Genomic DNA, 14,101 nt, shown 5'->3' with positions numbered 1-14,101 from the left:
GCATGAGCGAACCGTCCATCTTCTTCTTCGAGGTCAACGAGCGTCAGGGGGTCTTCCACCGGCGCGCGTTCCTGCTGGGCGGGTTCACGGGCATGGGCCTGTTGGCCCTGGGCGGACGCCTGGCCCAGCTGCAGCTGGTCGAGGCCCAGCGCTATCAGAAGCTGTCGGCCGGCAACCAGTTCAACTACCGCCTGGTGCCGCCGCCGCGCGGCCTGATCCTGGACCGCAACGGCGTATCACTGGCGTCCAACCGGCCCAATTTCCGGCTGATGGTCAACAAGGACAAGGACCTGGACGCCGAGGCCGTCATGGACGACCTCGCCAAGCTGGTGCCGATCGACGGCACTCGCCGGGCCCGGGTGCTCAAGGAGCTGGACCGGGCGCCGCGCAAGGCCCCTGTCGTCGTGATGGAGGACCTCTCGTGGGAGGAGTTCTCGCGCGTCAATATCCGCGCGCCGGAGTTGCCCCACGTGACCGCCGATATGGGCGAGGTGCGGGTCTATCCGTTCGGCGGCGCCTTCGCACACGTCATTGGTTATGTCGCCAAGGCCTCGGAACGCGACCTGAAGGCGGCCGAGGGGGACGCGACGCAGGACCAGGACCTGCTGCATCACCCGGGCTTCCGGATCGGCAAGCAGGGCGTGGAGAAGGCCTTCGACCAGGACCTGCGCGGGCGCGCGGGCGCCACCAAGGCCGAGGTCGACGCCCAGGGTCGCGTGGTGCGCCTCGATCCCGCCGGCGATATCCGTCCGACCCCGGGCAAGGAAATCCGCCTGACTCTGGACGCCGATATCCAGAACCGCGCGCTGGAGGTGATGGGCGACGAGAGCGGCGCGATCGTCGTCATGGATATCCGTAACGGCGACCTGCTGGCCATGGTCTCGGCCCCCAGCTTCGACGCCAATCGGTTCGTGAAAGGGCTGTCGGGCGCCGAGTACAAGGCGCTGGCCGAGTACGAGCGCAAACCGTTGCTCGACAAGTCGATGACGGGCCTGTTCCCGCCCGGCTCCACATTCAAACCGACCGTGGGCCTGGCGGCGTTGGCCGCGGGCATCGACCCAGAGGTCCGCATCAACTGTGGCGGCAGCTGGTATTACGGCGGCCGCACCTGGCGGTGCTGGGAACCGCGCGGCCATGGCTCGCAGAACCTGCACGACGCGATCAAGAACTCCTGCGACGTCTACTTCTACCAGACCTCGCTGAAGATCGGCCCCGACCCGATCGCCGTGGCGGCCCGGGCCATGGGTTTTGGTCAGCTCTTCGACATCGGTATTCCCGGCCAGAAGAAGGGCAACGTGCCCGACCGAGCCTGGAAGAAGCGGGCGTTTAAGAAGAATCCGGCAAACCAGACCTGGTTTCCCGGCGAGACCCCCAGCTACGGGATCGGGCAGGGGGCCCTGACGGTCAACGCCCTGCAGCTGGCGGTGATGACCTCGCGCCTGGCCAACGGCAAGAAGGCCCTCAACCCTCGCCTGATCAAGTCGGTCGGCGGGGTCGAGCAGCCCAGCGGCGCGGCCGTTCCCGACCTGCCGTTCTCGGCGGAGCATCTGGAATATGTACGCGGCGGCATGGCGGCCGTGGCCAACGACGTGCGCGGCACCGCCTATCGCCAGAGCCAGTTGGGCCTGGGCGACGTGCAGATGGCCGGCAAGACGGGCACGGCCCAGGTGCGCAGCTATGACGGCGTCACCAACCGGAAGGGCTACGCTACGACCTGGCGCCTGAAGGACCACAACCTGTTCGTGGCCTTCGCCCCCTATGACGACCCGCGCTACGCCGTGGCGGTCATCATCGAGCACGGCGGTCTGGGCGGCGCCACCGCTGGCGCGCCCCGCGCCCGCGAGGTGATGCGCGTCGCCTTGCTGAAGGATCCCGAGATCCGCGCCCGCATCGAGCGTCCGACGCCGCTGCCCGAGGCCGCGCCGGAAGACGTCATGGAAGGCGCCGCGCCGGAGGACCCCGTCGAAGCTCCGCCGCCAGCGCCCGGCGCCGCGCCGGCCAACGCTCCATCCAACGCTCCGCAGGGAGGCCACATATGACCCTGAGCGGCGGCCTGACCCGTCCGGGCGAACGCGACCGGCCGATCATCAAGTTCATGGAGGTGGACTGGACCTTCTGCCTCGTGCTGGCCCTGATCGCCGGTACGGGCGGCCTGATGCTGTTCTCGATCGCGGGGGCCTCGTGGGAGCCCTGGGCCGACCGGCACCTGCTGCGGTTCGGCGTCTATTTCATCATCATGATCGCCCTGGCCATGTGCGATCTGCGCTGGTGGTTCAATCTGGCCTATCCGATCTATGTGGTCGGCGTGCTGCTGCTGATCGCGGTGGATGTCGTCGGCGACATCGCGCTCGGCGCCCAGCGCTGGCTGCAGATCGGGCCCCTGCGCTTCCAGCCGTCCGAGGTGATGAAGATCGGCCTCGTCCTGGCGCTGGCGCGATTCTATCACGGCCTCTCGGCGGATCGGGCGAAGTTCTCCTGGTGGCTGCTGATCCCGGCGGCGATGATCGGCGTGCCGTTCCTGCTGGTGGCCAAGCAGCCCGACCTCGGCACCGCCATCCTGCTGGGCGCCACGGGCGCGGCGATCATGGTCCTGGCCGGCCTGTCCTGGCGAGTCATCGCGGCCCTGGCCGTGGCCGCCGCCGTCGCGATCCCGCCCTTCATCATGTTCGGGCTGCACGACTACCAGCGCAACCGGATCCTGACCTTCCTGAATCCCGAGCAGGACCCGTCCGGCGACGGCTATCACATCCTGCAGTCCAAGATCGCCTTGGGCTCGGGCGGTCTGCTGGGCAAGGGTTTCGGCCTTGGCTCTCAGAGCCAGCTGAATTTCCTGCCCGAGAAGCAGACCGACTTCATCTTCGCCACCCTGGCCGAGGAGTTCGGCTTTGTCGGCTGTTTCGGCGTGCTGTTCCTGTACGGCGCGCTCATCTTCATGGCCCTGCGCATCGCGTCGATCAGCCATAGCCATTTCGGACGTCTGGCGGCGGCCGGGGTGACGGCGACCTTCTCGCTGTACGTGCTGATCAACGGGGCGATGGTGATGGGTCTGGCCCCCGTCGTGGGCGTGCCGATGCCGATGCTGTCGTACGGCGGCACCGTCATGCTGACGGTCATGGTCGGTTTCGGCCTCGTGCAGTCCGTGAGGGTGCACCGCTACACCGAAGTCACCAGCGGCAAGGGTTCGCTGGTCTAGACGCCTGCGGGTCTAGCTGACCAGCGCTGCCTCGGTGGCGCGGATCAGGCCGTCGATGACGCCGGGCTCGGTCGAGGCGTGGCCGGCGTCCCAGACGATGTCGAACCGCGCCTCGGGCCAGGCCTTGTGCAGCTTCCAGGCGCTGTCCAGCGGCGTGACCACATCGAACCGACCCTGGACGATCCAGCCGGGGATGTGGCGGATCTTGTCGATGTTCTTCAGGATCCAGCCGTCCTGATCGAAGAAGCCGGCGTTGGTGAAGAAGTGGCACTCGATCCGCGCGAAGGCGATCGCGAAGTCTTCTTCGTTGAATTTGGGGGGACGGGCCTCCGGCCCTCGGAGCGAGATGGTGTCGCCCTCCCACTGGCTCCAGGCGGCGGCCGCTTCCAGTTGGACGCGTCGGTCGGGCGCCACCAGGCGGCGGTGATAGGCGCTCATCAGGTCGCCGCGTTCGTCCTCCGGGATCGGAGCCAGGAACCGCTCCCAGGCGTCGGGGAACAGCATCGAGGCGCCTTCCTGATAGAACCAGCGCAGCTCCCTCTGGGTCAGCAGGAAGATGCCGCGCAGGACCAGGCCGTCGACCCGGTCGGGATGCTTGATGGCGTAGGCCAGGGCCAGGGTCGAACCCCAGGAGCCGCCGAACACGGTCCATTTCTCGACGCCCAGATGCTCGCGCAGGCGCTCGATGTCCTCGATGAGGCTCCAGGTGGTGTTGTCGTCCAGGCTGGCGTTCGGACGCGAGCGGCCGCAGCCGCGCTGGTCGAACAGGGTCATGCGCCACTTCGCCGGATCGAAGAACCGCCGCATGGTCGGATTGACCGCGCCGCCCGGGCCGCCGTGCAGGATCACGCAGGGCTTGCCCCGCGGGTTGCCGCATTCCTCGTAGTAGATCTCGTGTGGGCCGCCGGTCTGCATCCAGCCGAACGAGAAGGGCTCGACCTCGCGGAAGAGGCCACGACGGCCGACGGAACTCATGGCGGCGGCGGAGGCGTTACGATCCATGAGAGCGACCCTAACGTGTTTTGTCGCCGCCTGTGAACGGAGGAACGTCCTGGGTTCATGCCTTTCATTCGGTTCTGTATGGTGCGGCGATGACTCAGCTAGCGCCTGAAGACTATACCGACGACGAGCTGCTCGAGATGCTGAACCCGGTTCAGCTGGCCGAGCTCGACCGTCAGATTGGCGAGATGTTCGGGGCCGAAGGCGTCGACCGCGCCGAGGCCCTGTTCGCCATGGCCAGCGTCTACAGTTTGCGCGCGGGCGAACGCGATCCGGTTTCCGCCCTGGCCATGCTGCAGCTGGCCGCCGCCATGCGTCGGCGCGCCGAGGCGATGATCGCCTCCCGGAACTAGGGCGCGGAACTAGAGCGGAAAGCGCCGATCCAGCCAGTCGAGGATCGCCACGTTCACTTCGGCGGGCTTCTCCTGCTGGGTCCAGTGCCCGCTGCCTTCGATCAGCACCTTCTCGAGGTCGGCGATCTGATCGCCCATGCGATCGGCCATGGCCGGCGGCAGGACCACGTCCAGTTCGGCCATGATCATCAGGCAGGGCACGCCGTCGATGCGGCGCGGCAGAGTTTCGGCCTTCTCCCAGTTGCGGCTGAAGTTGCGGTACCAGTTGATGCCGCCGGTGAAGCCGGTGCGTTGGAACGCCTCCACGAAGACGGCCAGTTCGGCGGCGGTGAGGAACTGGTTGTCGTCGCTCGTCTGATCGTAGTGGGCCAAGGCCTCCTGCAGGGCCAGGCTGCGCCGCTCGGCGGGGCGGGCCAGGAAGTCGTCCTGGGTCCCCCGGGGCTTGCGCATGAAGAAGCGGATCGTCCGTTCCACGTCGGCGGCAAGCTGGGCGTCGGCCTCGCCGGGCTTCTGGAAGTGGACGATGTACATGTCCTCGCCGAAGGCGTTGCGGAACATCGCGATCGGATCCATCGGCAGGCGCGGCGTGAAGGGGGTGTTGAGCCCAATGACGCCCGCCACCCGGTCCGGGTGCAGCAGCGGCATCTGCCAGACGACGATGCCGCCCCAGTCATGGCCGACGAAGATCGCCTTCTCGACACCCAGATGGTCGAGCAGGCCGACCAGGTCGCCGGTCAGGTGCTCCATGTCATAGGCTTCGACGGTCTCCGGACCGGGCGTGAGGCCGTAGCCGCGCTGGTCGGGGGCGATCACCCAACGGCCGGCGGCGGCCAGGGCGGCGATCTGGTGGCGCCAGGAAAAGGCGAGCTCGGGAAAGCCGTGGCAGAAGACGATCGGCACGCCCTCGCGGGGTCCTGCCTCGTAATAGGCCATCCGGATGCCGTTGACGTCCGCGTACCGGGGCGCGGGAAGGGGCGGGGCCTCCTGATTTGTGACGGTCATGCTTGCGCCCCTCCCGATTTCTTATGTGATTGATGATCACCCTGGAGCGCTCTCGCTGGACGGGCAAGCGCCATTTGAGGTTTCCCTAGGGGCGAAAGGGGGTAGAAGCGGGCCATGACCGACACCAGCCCGTCGCCCGCCGCCGTTCAGTGGCGCCTCGTCCTGCTTCTGGGCGCGCTCACGGCCTTCGCGCCGATGTCGATCGACATGTATCTTTCCAGCCTGCCGTCGATCGGCAGGTCGCTGAGCGCGGGGCCGGAACAGACCCAGGCGACCCTGGCGGCCTTCTTCGCGGGCATGGCCATCGGCCAGTTCGTCTATGGCCCGGCCTCGGACCGGTTCGGTCGGCGCACGCCGCTGCTGATCGGGATCGGTGTGTTCCTGGCGGCCTCGGTGGTCTGCGCCCTGGCCCCGACCATCGAAATCCTGATCGCCGCGCGCTTCGTCCAGGCTCTGGGCGGTTGCGCCGGGGCGGTCGTCGCCCGCGCCGTCGTGCGCGATCGCTTCAGTCATGCGGACACCGCCCGCGTGCTGTCGCTGATGATGCTGATCATGGGTCTCGCCCCGGTGCTCGCGCCGCAGCTCGGCGGCGTGGTGCAGTATTTCGCCGGCTGGCGCGGGGTGTTCTGGGTCCTGGCCGGGTTCGGCGTGATCATCGGTCTCTGGGTGACCGTCAGCCTGGCGGAATCCCGCTCGGCCGAGACGGAGGCCCAGGCCCGGTCCGAGAACCCGCTGAAGGCCTATATCGCCCTGCTGGGCATGCGTCGGCTGATGGGCTACGCCATCGCCGGGGCGCTGAACGGGGCGGTGCTTTTCACCTACATCTCGGGCGCGCCAGACCTGGTGATGGGGACCTACGGCCACACGCCGCTGGTCTTCAACCTGATCTTCGCCTTCAACGCGGTGGGCATCATCGGCGCCAGTCAGGTCAACCGCCTGCTGCTGCGCCGATACCTGCCGGACCAGGTGCTGAGCAACGCCAGCATCGCCTCGATCGTCGCGGCGTTCCTGCTGACCCTGGCGGCCTGGACTGGCTGGGGCGGCCAATGGACCGTGCTGCCGCTGCTGTTCTGCGCCCTCTCGATCTACGGTCTGATGGGCGGCAACACCATGGCCGGCGCGCTCAGTGTCGACCCGCGCCGCGCCGGCTCGATCTCGGCCCTTATGGGCTCGGCCTCTTTCGGCGCCGGAGCGCTCGCCTCCTGGGTCGGCGCCCAGCTGCATGACGGCACGCCGCGTCCAGTGGCGGGCGTGATGTTCGCCTGTCTGGTCGGCTCGGCCCTGGCGATCTTCCTGCTGGCCCTGCCTGGCGCGAAGAAGGTTCAGGCCTGAGGCAGCCGGAAGGCCCGCCAGGCCAGCAGCGCCCAGCCGGCCAAGAATGCCAGCCCGCCCAGCGGCGTGATCGCGCCCAGCCCGCGCGGTCCGCCCAGCGCCATGGCGTATAGCGAGCCCGAAAACAGCAGGGTTCCGGCCAGGAAGAGCGCCGCGACGACGCCCATGCTCTTGGCGCCGGCCCGATGAAGCCCGAACGCGGCGAACACCGCCAAGGCGTGGACCATCTGGTACTGCGAACCGGTGTGCAGCCATTCGATCGGCTTCGGCTCGGTCATGCCGTGCGCCGCGAAGGCGCCGAACGCCACCGCCAGCAGGCCGCTGATCGCCGCGAGGCTCGTCCAGGTTCTGGAAGTCCACCCAGCCATCGGCCTTACGCTCCGTCACCGTTGCAATCGTCGGGCGCGACCTTAACGTCGTTCACCTGGACGTAAAGCCGGTCCGACAGAGACCCGGCGCGAACAGGGGAGGACGGCATGGCGCTCACCTGGGGCGACGACTATCCGATCCATCAGACGCCCGAGCCCGTGGCCTATGCCGGCACGGACCGGAACTTCTACGACCGCTATTTCTTCAACGGCTACGCACCCGAAGGCGATGGCGGAGACCTCTTCTTCGCCGCGGCATTCGGGGTCTATCCCCACCTCAACATCGCCGACGCCGCCTTCTGCGTGATGAGGGACGGCCGCCAGGTGAACCTCCACGCCAGCCGCTGGCTGCGCATGGAGCGGATGGACCTGACCGTCGGCCCGATCGCCATCGAGGTTCTCCAACCGCTGCAACGCCTGAAGCTGACCGTCACGGCGCCGGAGCAGGGGATCGCCGCCGAGATCGTCTTCGAAGGCCGCGCCTTCCCGATCGAGGAGCCGCGCTTCGTCCGACGCACCGGGCCCCGAACCCTGCTGGACTACACGCGTCTCACCCAGAACGGCCGCTACACGGGCTGGGTCGAGGTCGACGGCGTGCGGACCCGCGTCGATGGCTTCGTCGGCACGCGCGACCGCTCCTGGGGTGTCCGTCCGATAGGCGCGCGCGACCCGCAGGAACAGGTCCCGCCGGCCTTGCCGCAGTTCTTCTGGCTGTGGGCTCCGTGCAATTTCGAGGACGGCAGCCTGTTCTTCCACACCAATGACGACGAGCTGGGCCGGGCCTGGAACCGCCGCGCGGTCTGGCTGGAGGACGGCGGTCGCGAGGAGGCGTTCGGCGGCTTCGCCGAGTCCGCCTGCGCCATCCAGTGGAGGAGCGCCACGCGCCACGCCTCGGCCGCGAGCCTCGACCTGGGCGCCGACGGTTCGATGACCATTGCGCCCCAGGCGGAGTTCTTCATGCTGGGCCTCGGCTACAACCACCCCACCTGGGGCCATGGCCAGAACCAGGGCGAGCTGAAGATCGAACGCGAGGACTTCGTCACCGCCGAGCTCGATCGGCGGATGCCGCATCTGCTCCACGTCCAGGCGCTGAGCCGGGTGACCTATGTCGACGGGGAGGGGCGTTCGCGTGTCGGGCGCGGCGTCTTCGAGCAGCTGGCGATCGGGCCGCACGGGCCCTCGGGCTTCGCCTCGATCCTGGATATGGCCCCATGAGCGCGGGTCCCGCGACGCTGGCCGAACGCCTGCAGGCGTATCTGAGCCGGACCTGGGCGACGCCGGTGACGGTCGCCGATCTTTCCCGCATCCCCGGCGGCGCCAGTCGCGAGACCTATCGCTTCACCGCCCGCGTCGATGGTGAAACCCGGGCGCTGATCCTGCGCCGCGATCCGCCCGGCAGCCTGATCGAAACCGATCGGAGCCTGGAGTACCTGGCCCTGGAAAGTTTCCACGACCGCGTGCCCGCGCCGCGCCCCGTGGTCATGGACGCCGAGGGAGCAGAGCTGGAGCGGCCGTTCTTCGTCATGGAGCGGGTCGATGGCGGGGCGGCGGCGTCGCCGTTCACAGTCCTGCCGTACGGCGCCCAGGCGCGCGCGATCGGCGAAGCGTTCTTCTCGATCCTCGGGACCATCGCCGCCGCCCACCCGGCCGACTTGCCGCTGGCCAAGGCGGCCCCGGCCCCGGCGCCCGAGGACTGCTGGCGTGTGGCGCTCGACCAGTGGGCCGAGGTGATCGAGGCCGACGAGCAGCATCCGCAGCCGATCGTCCGCGCCGCCATCCGGGCCTTGCGCCGCCGGCCGCCGCCGCCCGCCAGCGCGGTGCGCGTGGTGCATGGCGACTATCGCACCGGCAACTTCCTGCACGACGGGGCAGGGAAGATCCTGGCCGTTCTGGACTGGGAGATGGTTCACCTCGGCGATCCGCTGGAGGACCTCGCCTGGGCGATCGATCCGCTGTGGGGTCACTTCGACGCCGCCAATGTCGCCGGCATGATCCCGCGCGCCGATGCGCTCTCGATCTGGTCCAGGGCCAGCGGCCTGCCGATCGACGAGACGGCGCTGTCCTGGTGGTCGCTGTTTTCCGCCGTGAAGGGCCAGGCGATCTGGACCTCGGCGGCCAAGGAATATCGCGACGGCGGCTTCAAGGAGCCGATCCTGGCGGTCTCGGGCTGGTACACGGCCCGGCGGCACGACGAGATCCTGGCCGCCGCCCTGATGCGTCTGGAGGGCCTGTCATGACGCCCAGCCTGCCTGACATCCTGGTCGGCAACTTCCTGTGCATGCTGGATGCGGGGCCGCCGGAGCAGCAGGGCGAGTTCATGGCAGGCAAGGTCGGAATCGTCGCGATCCTGTCCCTGTTGGCGGCCCAGGAGGCCGAACGCGGCGCGGCAGCGAGAGTGGCGGAGAGCGCCTTGATCCGCGCGACCTTGGTCGAGGCGGCGGAAGACTACGGCCTCTATGTCGCGGGCCTTCCGTCCACGGAGGACGTGACCTTCTCAGCGCTGGATCGGGTCAATGCGGCGCTGCGCAAGGCGCTGATCGGGCTGCATGAAGCCGTGGAAGCGCGAGGCGACACCCCACGTCATCACGCGATCCTACGGCTCTACGCCAAGATGGCGGACCTGCGCCGGCTGGACTTGCCTCCCATGCCGGCGCGCTGAGCGCGCCGGTTGGTCGTCATTCCTGGCGCCAAGCGGGCCGGCTACTTGTGCTTGTTGTGCTTGGCCAGTTCGTCGGAGCTGATGTCCAGGAACCCGGGAGCGGCGGCGTTGTAGGCAGCGGTCTTGTTCAGGTCCATGACGACGCTGCGGTGACCTTCCCAGATCATGTGCGCAGCGACATAGAGCACGATCGCCAGGCCGATGAAGCCGATCCAGCGGTGCTTGTGCAGCAGGTTGGCGATGGCGCTGGCAGCCAGGCCCATCAGGGCGATCGACAGCAGCAGGCCGAAGATCAGGATGCCGGGGTGCTCGCGCGCGGCGCCGGCCACGGCCAGCACGTTGTCCAGCGACATCGAGACGTCGGCGATCAACACCTGGATGAAGGCGGCCTTGAACGACTTGGCCGGGCGGACACGGGGTTCGGTCGCGGGATTGCCGTCGATCATGGCCATGGCGTCGGCCTGATCATGCGAAGCCTGCTCGCGCATCTCGCGCCACATCTTCCAGCAGACCCACAGCAGCAGGAAGCCGCCGGCCAGCAGCAGGCCGATAACGCCCAGCAGCCAGGCGGTGATCAGGGCGAAGCCGATACGCAGAACGACGGCGGCGGCCAAGCCGTAGAGGATGACCTTCTTGCGTTCCTTGGGCGGCAGGCCGCCCGCGGCCAGGCCCACGGCCACGGCGTTGTCGCCGGCGAGGACCAGGTCGATCATCAGGACTTGCAGCAGGGCCATCAAAGGTCCCTGCAGGGCGCCCAACTGGGCCGTCAGTGCTTCAAACATGCGTCCTCAATGGGGCGACGCGCGCGACGATGCAAGACGCAATGGGCCAGCGGGCGAAAGAGAACAGGCCAAAAGCAAGGCGCCCCGGATCGGTGATCCGGGGCGCCGCTTTCGGTGTCAGGCTCAGTGGACGGGTTCGGGTTCCCGAGCCGGCTGGGTCTCATGACCTTGGACGTGGTCGCCATGATCATGGCCAGCGGCGGGCGCGGTCGCCGGCGGCGCGTAGGGGGCCTGGACATGCTCGACGGGAGCTTGCGGTTCCGGATGAGCCTCGACATGCGGGTTGTGAGTCGGCTCTTCGGGCGCGGCGAAGGGATGGCCCTCGTAGGCCTGGGTGACCGGTTCCGGCTCCGCTGGGGCCTGATGCTGGTCATGACGCGCCATGGCCGTGGCGGCCACCGCGCCCACCGCCGCGCCGCCGGCGGCGGCCATGAACGGGTTCACGTACGAGGTCTGGGCCGGTTGAGGCGGCTCGAACTCCATCTCGTTGCGGCCGTAGTCGGACTGCGTGCGGTATTTGCGCTGGCGTTCGGCGCGGCGACGGCTCGCCGCGGCGTTGCGCGAGACGCCGACCAGGATGGCCAGGGCCAACAGCACCAGGATCGCGCCCAGCACCGTCTTCATCGACGTCGGGCCCAGGCCCGGCAGCGAGACCTTGCCGTTCAGCGCGCCGAGATCCATCCCGCCGACGCCCTTCTTGACCTGCTCCGGCACGGCGAAGACCCGCTTGGTGATCGTGCCCAGGGCGAAGCCTTGCGGGGGCTTGGCGCCGTTCAGCTCGACGCCGAACTCCGACTTCAGCTGGCCCTTGGCTTCCGGACCCGGCTTGACCTGCCAGGCGAAGGTGGCCGGCTCTCCGGGCTTGACCACGGCGGTCTGGCGACCGTTCGGGGTAACCTCATAGCCGTCGCCCGAGAGCTGGGCGTAGGCGCTGGTCTTCCTGGCGGCCTTGCTGAGGCCCAGCTTGGCGGCTTCCTTCTTGATCAGATCGCCCAGGGTGGTCGGCAGCGACAGGGTCACTTGGCCGGGCTGGTTCTTCGACAGGCTCTCGCCGGCGGCCAGGACCGCGCCGTTGGTGGCTTCGGTCGCGACGGCGGCCTGCAGTTTCTCGAGCTTGGTGGCCGGCTTGGCGGCCTTCGGCGGCGCGGCGGGCGGGGCGACAGGCTTGGCGGCGGCCACGACCGGCGGCTTGATCAGCGGCGTGGTCGGCTTGGCCGGTTGAGCCGCCTTCAGGGGCGCCGGCGCGGGCGCGACGGTCTTTGGCGTGATGGGCTTCACCACCCCCGGCTTGGCGGGTGCGGGCTTGGCGGCCGCGACCACGGCGGGCTTGGCGACGGGCTTGGGCGCGACGACCGGCTTGGCGGCGGCGTGAGCGACCGGACGGGCGACGGGCGCCGTCGCGATGGTGGCGTGAGCGCGCGGGGCCAAAGCGACGCGGCGCGCGCCCTTCGGATTGGGAACCGGACGCATGGCCGTGACCAGGGTGCCGTCGGCGCGACGCCAGCTGCGGGTGTCGCCGGTCGCGGCGACGTCGGCGCGTTGGGTTGCATGCGGAGCCGCATGCGCCGCATGACGCGCGCCGCCAGGGTTCGGAACCGGACGCATGGCGGTCACCAGCGTGCCGTCGGCGCGGCGCCAGGTCTTCAGGTTCGAATTCGGCGCGGACAGCGGACGTGAGCTGACGCTTCCGGGCGCGCTGGGACCACCCAGCAGACCGTCCTGCGCTTGACCGGCGCTTGGCGGCGGCGGAGCCCCCATCAAGTCCGGCGTGCTCGATTCCGCGCGGTAGTCGCTGGTCGGCGGCGCCGAAGGGCCCTGATCGCCGGCGCTACAGCCGGCGAGCAAGAGAACCCCGGCCGCCGAAGTGGCCAGAGCGGCTAAGCGTACCTTATTCCCAAACATCGGGTCCCCCGATCCCATGTCAGAATCCTCCGCGAAGCAGCGCTCGCGGATCACTGTTCGCGAGAAGAGCACGTGCTTGCGACGAAATCAAAACGGTTAACGGGGATTCACGAACCCATTTCATCCTTCACGCGAACTCTGGCGGCCTCATAGAGCGCGATCGCGGCGGCGGCTGACACATTGAGACTCTCAAAGCCGCCCGGCATGGGGATCTTTCCGAGGGCGTCGCAGTGCTCGGCGACCAGGCGGCGGACGCCTTCGCCTTCGGAACCCAGAACGAGCACGGTCGGCTGATGGTCGAGCACGGCCTCCAGGCTTTCCTCGGCCTCGCCGGCCAAGGCGACGGCGCGCCAGCCGAGGTCGGCCAGTTCTTCCAGGGCGCGGGACAGATTGACCACGCGCGCGTGGGCGACCTTGTCGACGGCTCCGACGGCGGTCTTGGCCAGAACGCCCGACAGCGCCGGCGCGTGGCGATCCTGGAGGATCACGCCCGTGGCGCCGAAGGCGGCGGCCGAGCGGAAGATGGCGCCGATGTTCTGCGGGTCGGTGATCTGGTCCAGCATGACCAGGAGGCCCTTGGCCGGGGTCCCCAGTTCGGCGATCGACAGGGCCTCTTGCTCGTCGATCTTCAGCGCCAGGCCCTGGTGCACGGCGCCCTGTGGCAGCTGTCGGGCGATCTCCTGGCCTTCCATCACCTGCAGGCAGGAAAGTTTCTGCAGATTCGGCGCGAGTCGCTTGGCGCGGTCCGGGGTCGCCAGGAGGCGCTTCGGCGGCGGGCGATGCGGGTTCGAAAGCGCCGCTTCGACGGCGTGAGTTCCCCAGATCCAGTCCTTGGCGTCACCTTGGCCCTTGGAAAAGTTGTTCTCTTTCCGGGGCTTGGAACGAAAATCGCGTCCAGGTGCAGAAGGACGTTTCCGGTCGTTGCGTTCGGAATGAGAGGACACTATAAGACGCGCTCCGATTTGGGGCCCCAAGGGTTTCTCGGCCGACCGGCGCTGCTCTTAGCACCGTCCGTCACCGGCTAAAGAAGCTTTTGTTCCAGTTCGAAGTTCAACGGCTTGCTGTTGCGCATCGGACCGGGTAAAGGCCGCCGGCTTCGGAACTCCGTCGCGTGCTTGGGGGAATGTCCCGAGTGGCAAAGGGGGGGGACTGTAAATCCCCTGGCGTACGCCTTCGCAGGTTCGAGTCCTGCTTCCCCCACCATGCACGCGACGAGTTCCGAGGGCAGGCCGGTCTTAAGGCAAAAAGGGCGCTCCAGAGCCAGAGACCGGGAGCCGATCGCGACCCCGCTAGCCCCTATTGGGTGATTGGGCGGGTATAGCACAATGGTAGTGCAGCAGCCTTCCAAGCTGAGGACGCGGGTTCGATTCCCGCTACCCGCTCCAGCTCCCCGAGTTACATCCCAACAACAGCCGCCGGCGCGAAGGTAGAGACGATGGCCAAGGAAAAGTTCGAACGCACTAAGCCGCACTGCAACATCGGCACGATTGGTCACGTTGACCATGGCAAGA

At 68.4% G+C, this 14,101-nt stretch carries 14 protein-coding genes and 2 tRNA genes; 10 read left to right on the top strand and 6 right to left on the bottom strand.

What is annotated here, in order from left to right; genetic code table 11:
• Nucleotides 1-2 precede the first annotated feature (2 nt).
• Both mrdA and rodA read left to right on the top strand, forming a co-directional pair.
• Entirely contained in the window at nt 3-2,039 is a 2,037-nt protein-coding gene (mrdA, locus tag AC1RRV_RS03115; protein ID WP_492858119.1) for a penicillin-binding protein 2, read from the top strand.
• Nucleotides 2,036-3,193, top strand: coding sequence for a rod shape-determining protein RodA (gene rodA, locus AC1RRV_RS03110; protein WP_492858118.1), 1,158 nt, complete (start codon nt 2,036-2,038; stop codon nt 3,191-3,193). Before mrdA ends, rodA begins: the two co-directional genes overlap by 4 nt.
• A 12-nt stretch (nt 3,194-3,205) precedes the next feature.
• Here rodA and pip read toward each other — a convergent pair whose 3' ends face one another.
• Nucleotides 3,206-4,195 (bottom strand): prolyl aminopeptidase, encoded by a 990-nt coding sequence (pip, locus tag AC1RRV_RS03105; protein WP_492858117.1) that lies wholly within the window; start codon nt 4,193-4,195, stop codon nt 3,206-3,208.
• Between the two features lie 89 nt (nt 4,196-4,284).
• Here pip and AC1RRV_RS03100 point away from each other — a divergent pair, with 89 nt between their 5' ends.
• On the top strand, nt 4,285-4,545 hold the full coding sequence (locus AC1RRV_RS03100; RefSeq protein ID WP_492858116.1) for a low temperature requirement protein A: 261 nt from the start codon (nt 4,285-4,287) through the stop codon (nt 4,543-4,545).
• 9 nt (nt 4,546-4,554) lie between these two features.
• On the opposite strand, the gene AC1RRV_RS03095 is transcribed toward AC1RRV_RS03100, so the two are convergent.
• On the bottom strand, nt 4,555-5,547 hold the full coding sequence (locus AC1RRV_RS03095; protein ID WP_492858115.1) for an alpha/beta fold hydrolase: 993 nt from the start codon (nt 5,545-5,547) through the stop codon (nt 4,555-4,557).
• Between the two features lie 114 nt (nt 5,548-5,661).
• On the opposite strand from AC1RRV_RS03095, the gene AC1RRV_RS03090 reads away from it, so the two are divergent.
• The gene (locus AC1RRV_RS03090) at nt 5,662-6,879 is read left to right on the top strand and encodes a multidrug effflux MFS transporter (protein ID WP_492858114.1); all 1,218 of its coding nucleotides are present in this window, start codon (nt 5,662-5,664) and stop codon (nt 6,877-6,879) included.
• Here AC1RRV_RS03090 and AC1RRV_RS03085 read toward each other — a convergent pair.
• Nucleotides 6,870-7,247: a DUF423 domain-containing protein gene (locus AC1RRV_RS03085; protein WP_492858113.1), complete on the bottom strand. Its 378-nt coding sequence runs from the start codon at nt 7,245-7,247 to the stop codon at nt 6,870-6,872. The two genes, AC1RRV_RS03090 and AC1RRV_RS03085, sit on opposite strands and share 10 nt — an antisense overlap.
• Nucleotides 7,248-7,355: 108 nt before the next feature.
• Between AC1RRV_RS03085 and AC1RRV_RS03080 the strand changes: the two genes are divergently transcribed.
• Genes AC1RRV_RS03080 through AC1RRV_RS03070 form a run of 3 tightly spaced genes read left to right on the top strand, consistent with a single transcriptional unit; the run spans nt 7,356 to nt 9,906 of the window.
• Nucleotides 7,356-8,462, top strand: a complete 1,107-nt coding sequence (locus AC1RRV_RS03080) for an Rv3169 family protein (RefSeq protein WP_492858112.1) — start codon at nt 7,356-7,358, stop codon at nt 8,460-8,462.
• Nucleotides 8,459-9,484 carry a phosphotransferase family protein gene (locus AC1RRV_RS03075; RefSeq protein ID WP_492858111.1) on the top strand — a complete coding sequence of 342 codons (1,026 nt, stop codon included), beginning with the start codon at nt 8,459-8,461 and terminating at the stop codon, nt 9,482-9,484. Before AC1RRV_RS03080 ends, AC1RRV_RS03075 begins: the two co-directional genes overlap by 4 nt.
• Nucleotides 9,481-9,906 carry a hypothetical protein gene (locus AC1RRV_RS03070; protein ID WP_492858110.1) on the top strand — a complete coding sequence of 142 codons (426 nt, stop codon included), beginning with the start codon at nt 9,481-9,483 and terminating at the stop codon, nt 9,904-9,906. The genes AC1RRV_RS03075 and AC1RRV_RS03070 overlap by 4 nt, the downstream gene beginning before the upstream one ends.
• Before the next feature lie 41 nt (nt 9,907-9,947).
• Here the strand turns inward: AC1RRV_RS03070 and AC1RRV_RS03065 are convergent, their stop codons facing one another.
• The 3 genes from AC1RRV_RS03065 to rlmB all read right to left on the bottom strand — a co-directional run bounded on the left by AC1RRV_RS03065 (nt 9,948) and on the right by rlmB (nt 13,534).
• Nucleotides 9,948-10,688 (bottom strand): TerC family protein, encoded by a 741-nt coding sequence (locus AC1RRV_RS03065; RefSeq protein ID WP_492858109.1) that lies wholly within the window; start codon nt 10,686-10,688, stop codon nt 9,948-9,950.
• 123 nt (nt 10,689-10,811) lie between these two features.
• Nucleotides 10,812-12,446, bottom strand: a complete 1,635-nt coding sequence (gene stpX, locus AC1RRV_RS03060) for a stalk-specific protein StpX (protein WP_492858108.1) — start codon at nt 12,444-12,446, stop codon at nt 10,812-10,814.
• Nucleotides 12,447-12,697: 251 nt separating this feature from the next.
• Nucleotides 12,698-13,534 (bottom strand): 23S rRNA (guanosine(2251)-2'-O)-methyltransferase RlmB, encoded by an 837-nt coding sequence (gene rlmB, locus AC1RRV_RS03055; protein ID WP_492858107.1) that lies wholly within the window; start codon nt 13,532-13,534, stop codon nt 12,698-12,700.
• Nucleotides 13,535-13,707: 173 nt separating this feature from the next.
• Here rlmB and AC1RRV_RS03050 point away from each other — a divergent pair.
• From AC1RRV_RS03050 to AC1RRV_RS03040, 3 genes are all read left to right on the top strand, one after another.
• Nucleotides 13,708-13,793: transfer RNA gene (locus tag AC1RRV_RS03050), tRNA-Tyr, on the top strand.
• Nucleotides 13,794-13,901: 108 nt separating this feature from the next.
• Nucleotides 13,902-13,975, top strand: a tRNA-Gly gene (locus AC1RRV_RS03045).
• 50 nt (nt 13,976-14,025) lie between these two features.
• A partial coding sequence (locus tag AC1RRV_RS03040; protein ID WP_418161963.1) for a hypothetical protein occupies nt 14,026-14,101 on the top strand: 76 nt, incomplete at its 3' end.

It is taken from the genome of Caulobacter sp. GW821-FHT11E10 (assembly GCF_058808375.1).
The sequence above is the reverse complement of the archived record's forward strand: the minus strand, read 5'-3'. Positions and strand labels throughout refer to the sequence as shown.

What these genes read in the sequence shown, in the direction of transcription:
- mrdA (WP_492858119.1), top strand. Translation starts at nt 3, where the DNA reads ATGAGCGAACCGTCCATCTTCTTCTTCGAGGTCAACGAGCGTCAGGGG.
- rodA (WP_492858118.1), top strand. Translation starts at nt 2,036, where the DNA reads ATGACCCTGAGCGGCGGCCTGACCCGTCCGGGCGAACGCGACCGGCCG.
- pip (WP_492858117.1), bottom strand. Translation starts at nt 4,195, where the DNA reads ATGGATCGTAACGCCTCCGCCGCCGCCATGAGTTCCGTCGGCCGTCGT.
- AC1RRV_RS03100 (WP_492858116.1), top strand. Translation starts at nt 4,285, where the DNA reads ATGACTCAGCTAGCGCCTGAAGACTATACCGACGACGAGCTGCTCGAG.
- AC1RRV_RS03095 (WP_492858115.1), bottom strand. Translation starts at nt 5,547, where the DNA reads ATGACCGTCACAAATCAGGAGGCCCCGCCCCTTCCCGCGCCCCGGTAC.
- AC1RRV_RS03090 (WP_492858114.1), top strand. Translation starts at nt 5,662, where the DNA reads ATGACCGACACCAGCCCGTCGCCCGCCGCCGTTCAGTGGCGCCTCGTC.
- AC1RRV_RS03085 (WP_492858113.1), bottom strand. Translation starts at nt 7,247, where the DNA reads ATGGCTGGGTGGACTTCCAGAACCTGGACGAGCCTCGCGGCGATCAGC.
- AC1RRV_RS03080 (WP_492858112.1), top strand. Translation starts at nt 7,356, where the DNA reads ATGGCGCTCACCTGGGGCGACGACTATCCGATCCATCAGACGCCCGAG.
- AC1RRV_RS03075 (WP_492858111.1), top strand. Translation starts at nt 8,459, where the DNA reads ATGAGCGCGGGTCCCGCGACGCTGGCCGAACGCCTGCAGGCGTATCTG.
- AC1RRV_RS03070 (WP_492858110.1), top strand. Translation starts at nt 9,481, where the DNA reads ATGACGCCCAGCCTGCCTGACATCCTGGTCGGCAACTTCCTGTGCATG.
- AC1RRV_RS03065 (WP_492858109.1), bottom strand. Translation starts at nt 10,688, where the DNA reads ATGTTTGAAGCACTGACGGCCCAGTTGGGCGCCCTGCAGGGACCTTTG.
- stpX (WP_492858108.1), bottom strand. Translation starts at nt 12,446, where the DNA reads ATGGGGGCTCCGCCGCCGCCAAGCGCCGGTCAAGCGCAGGACGGTCTG.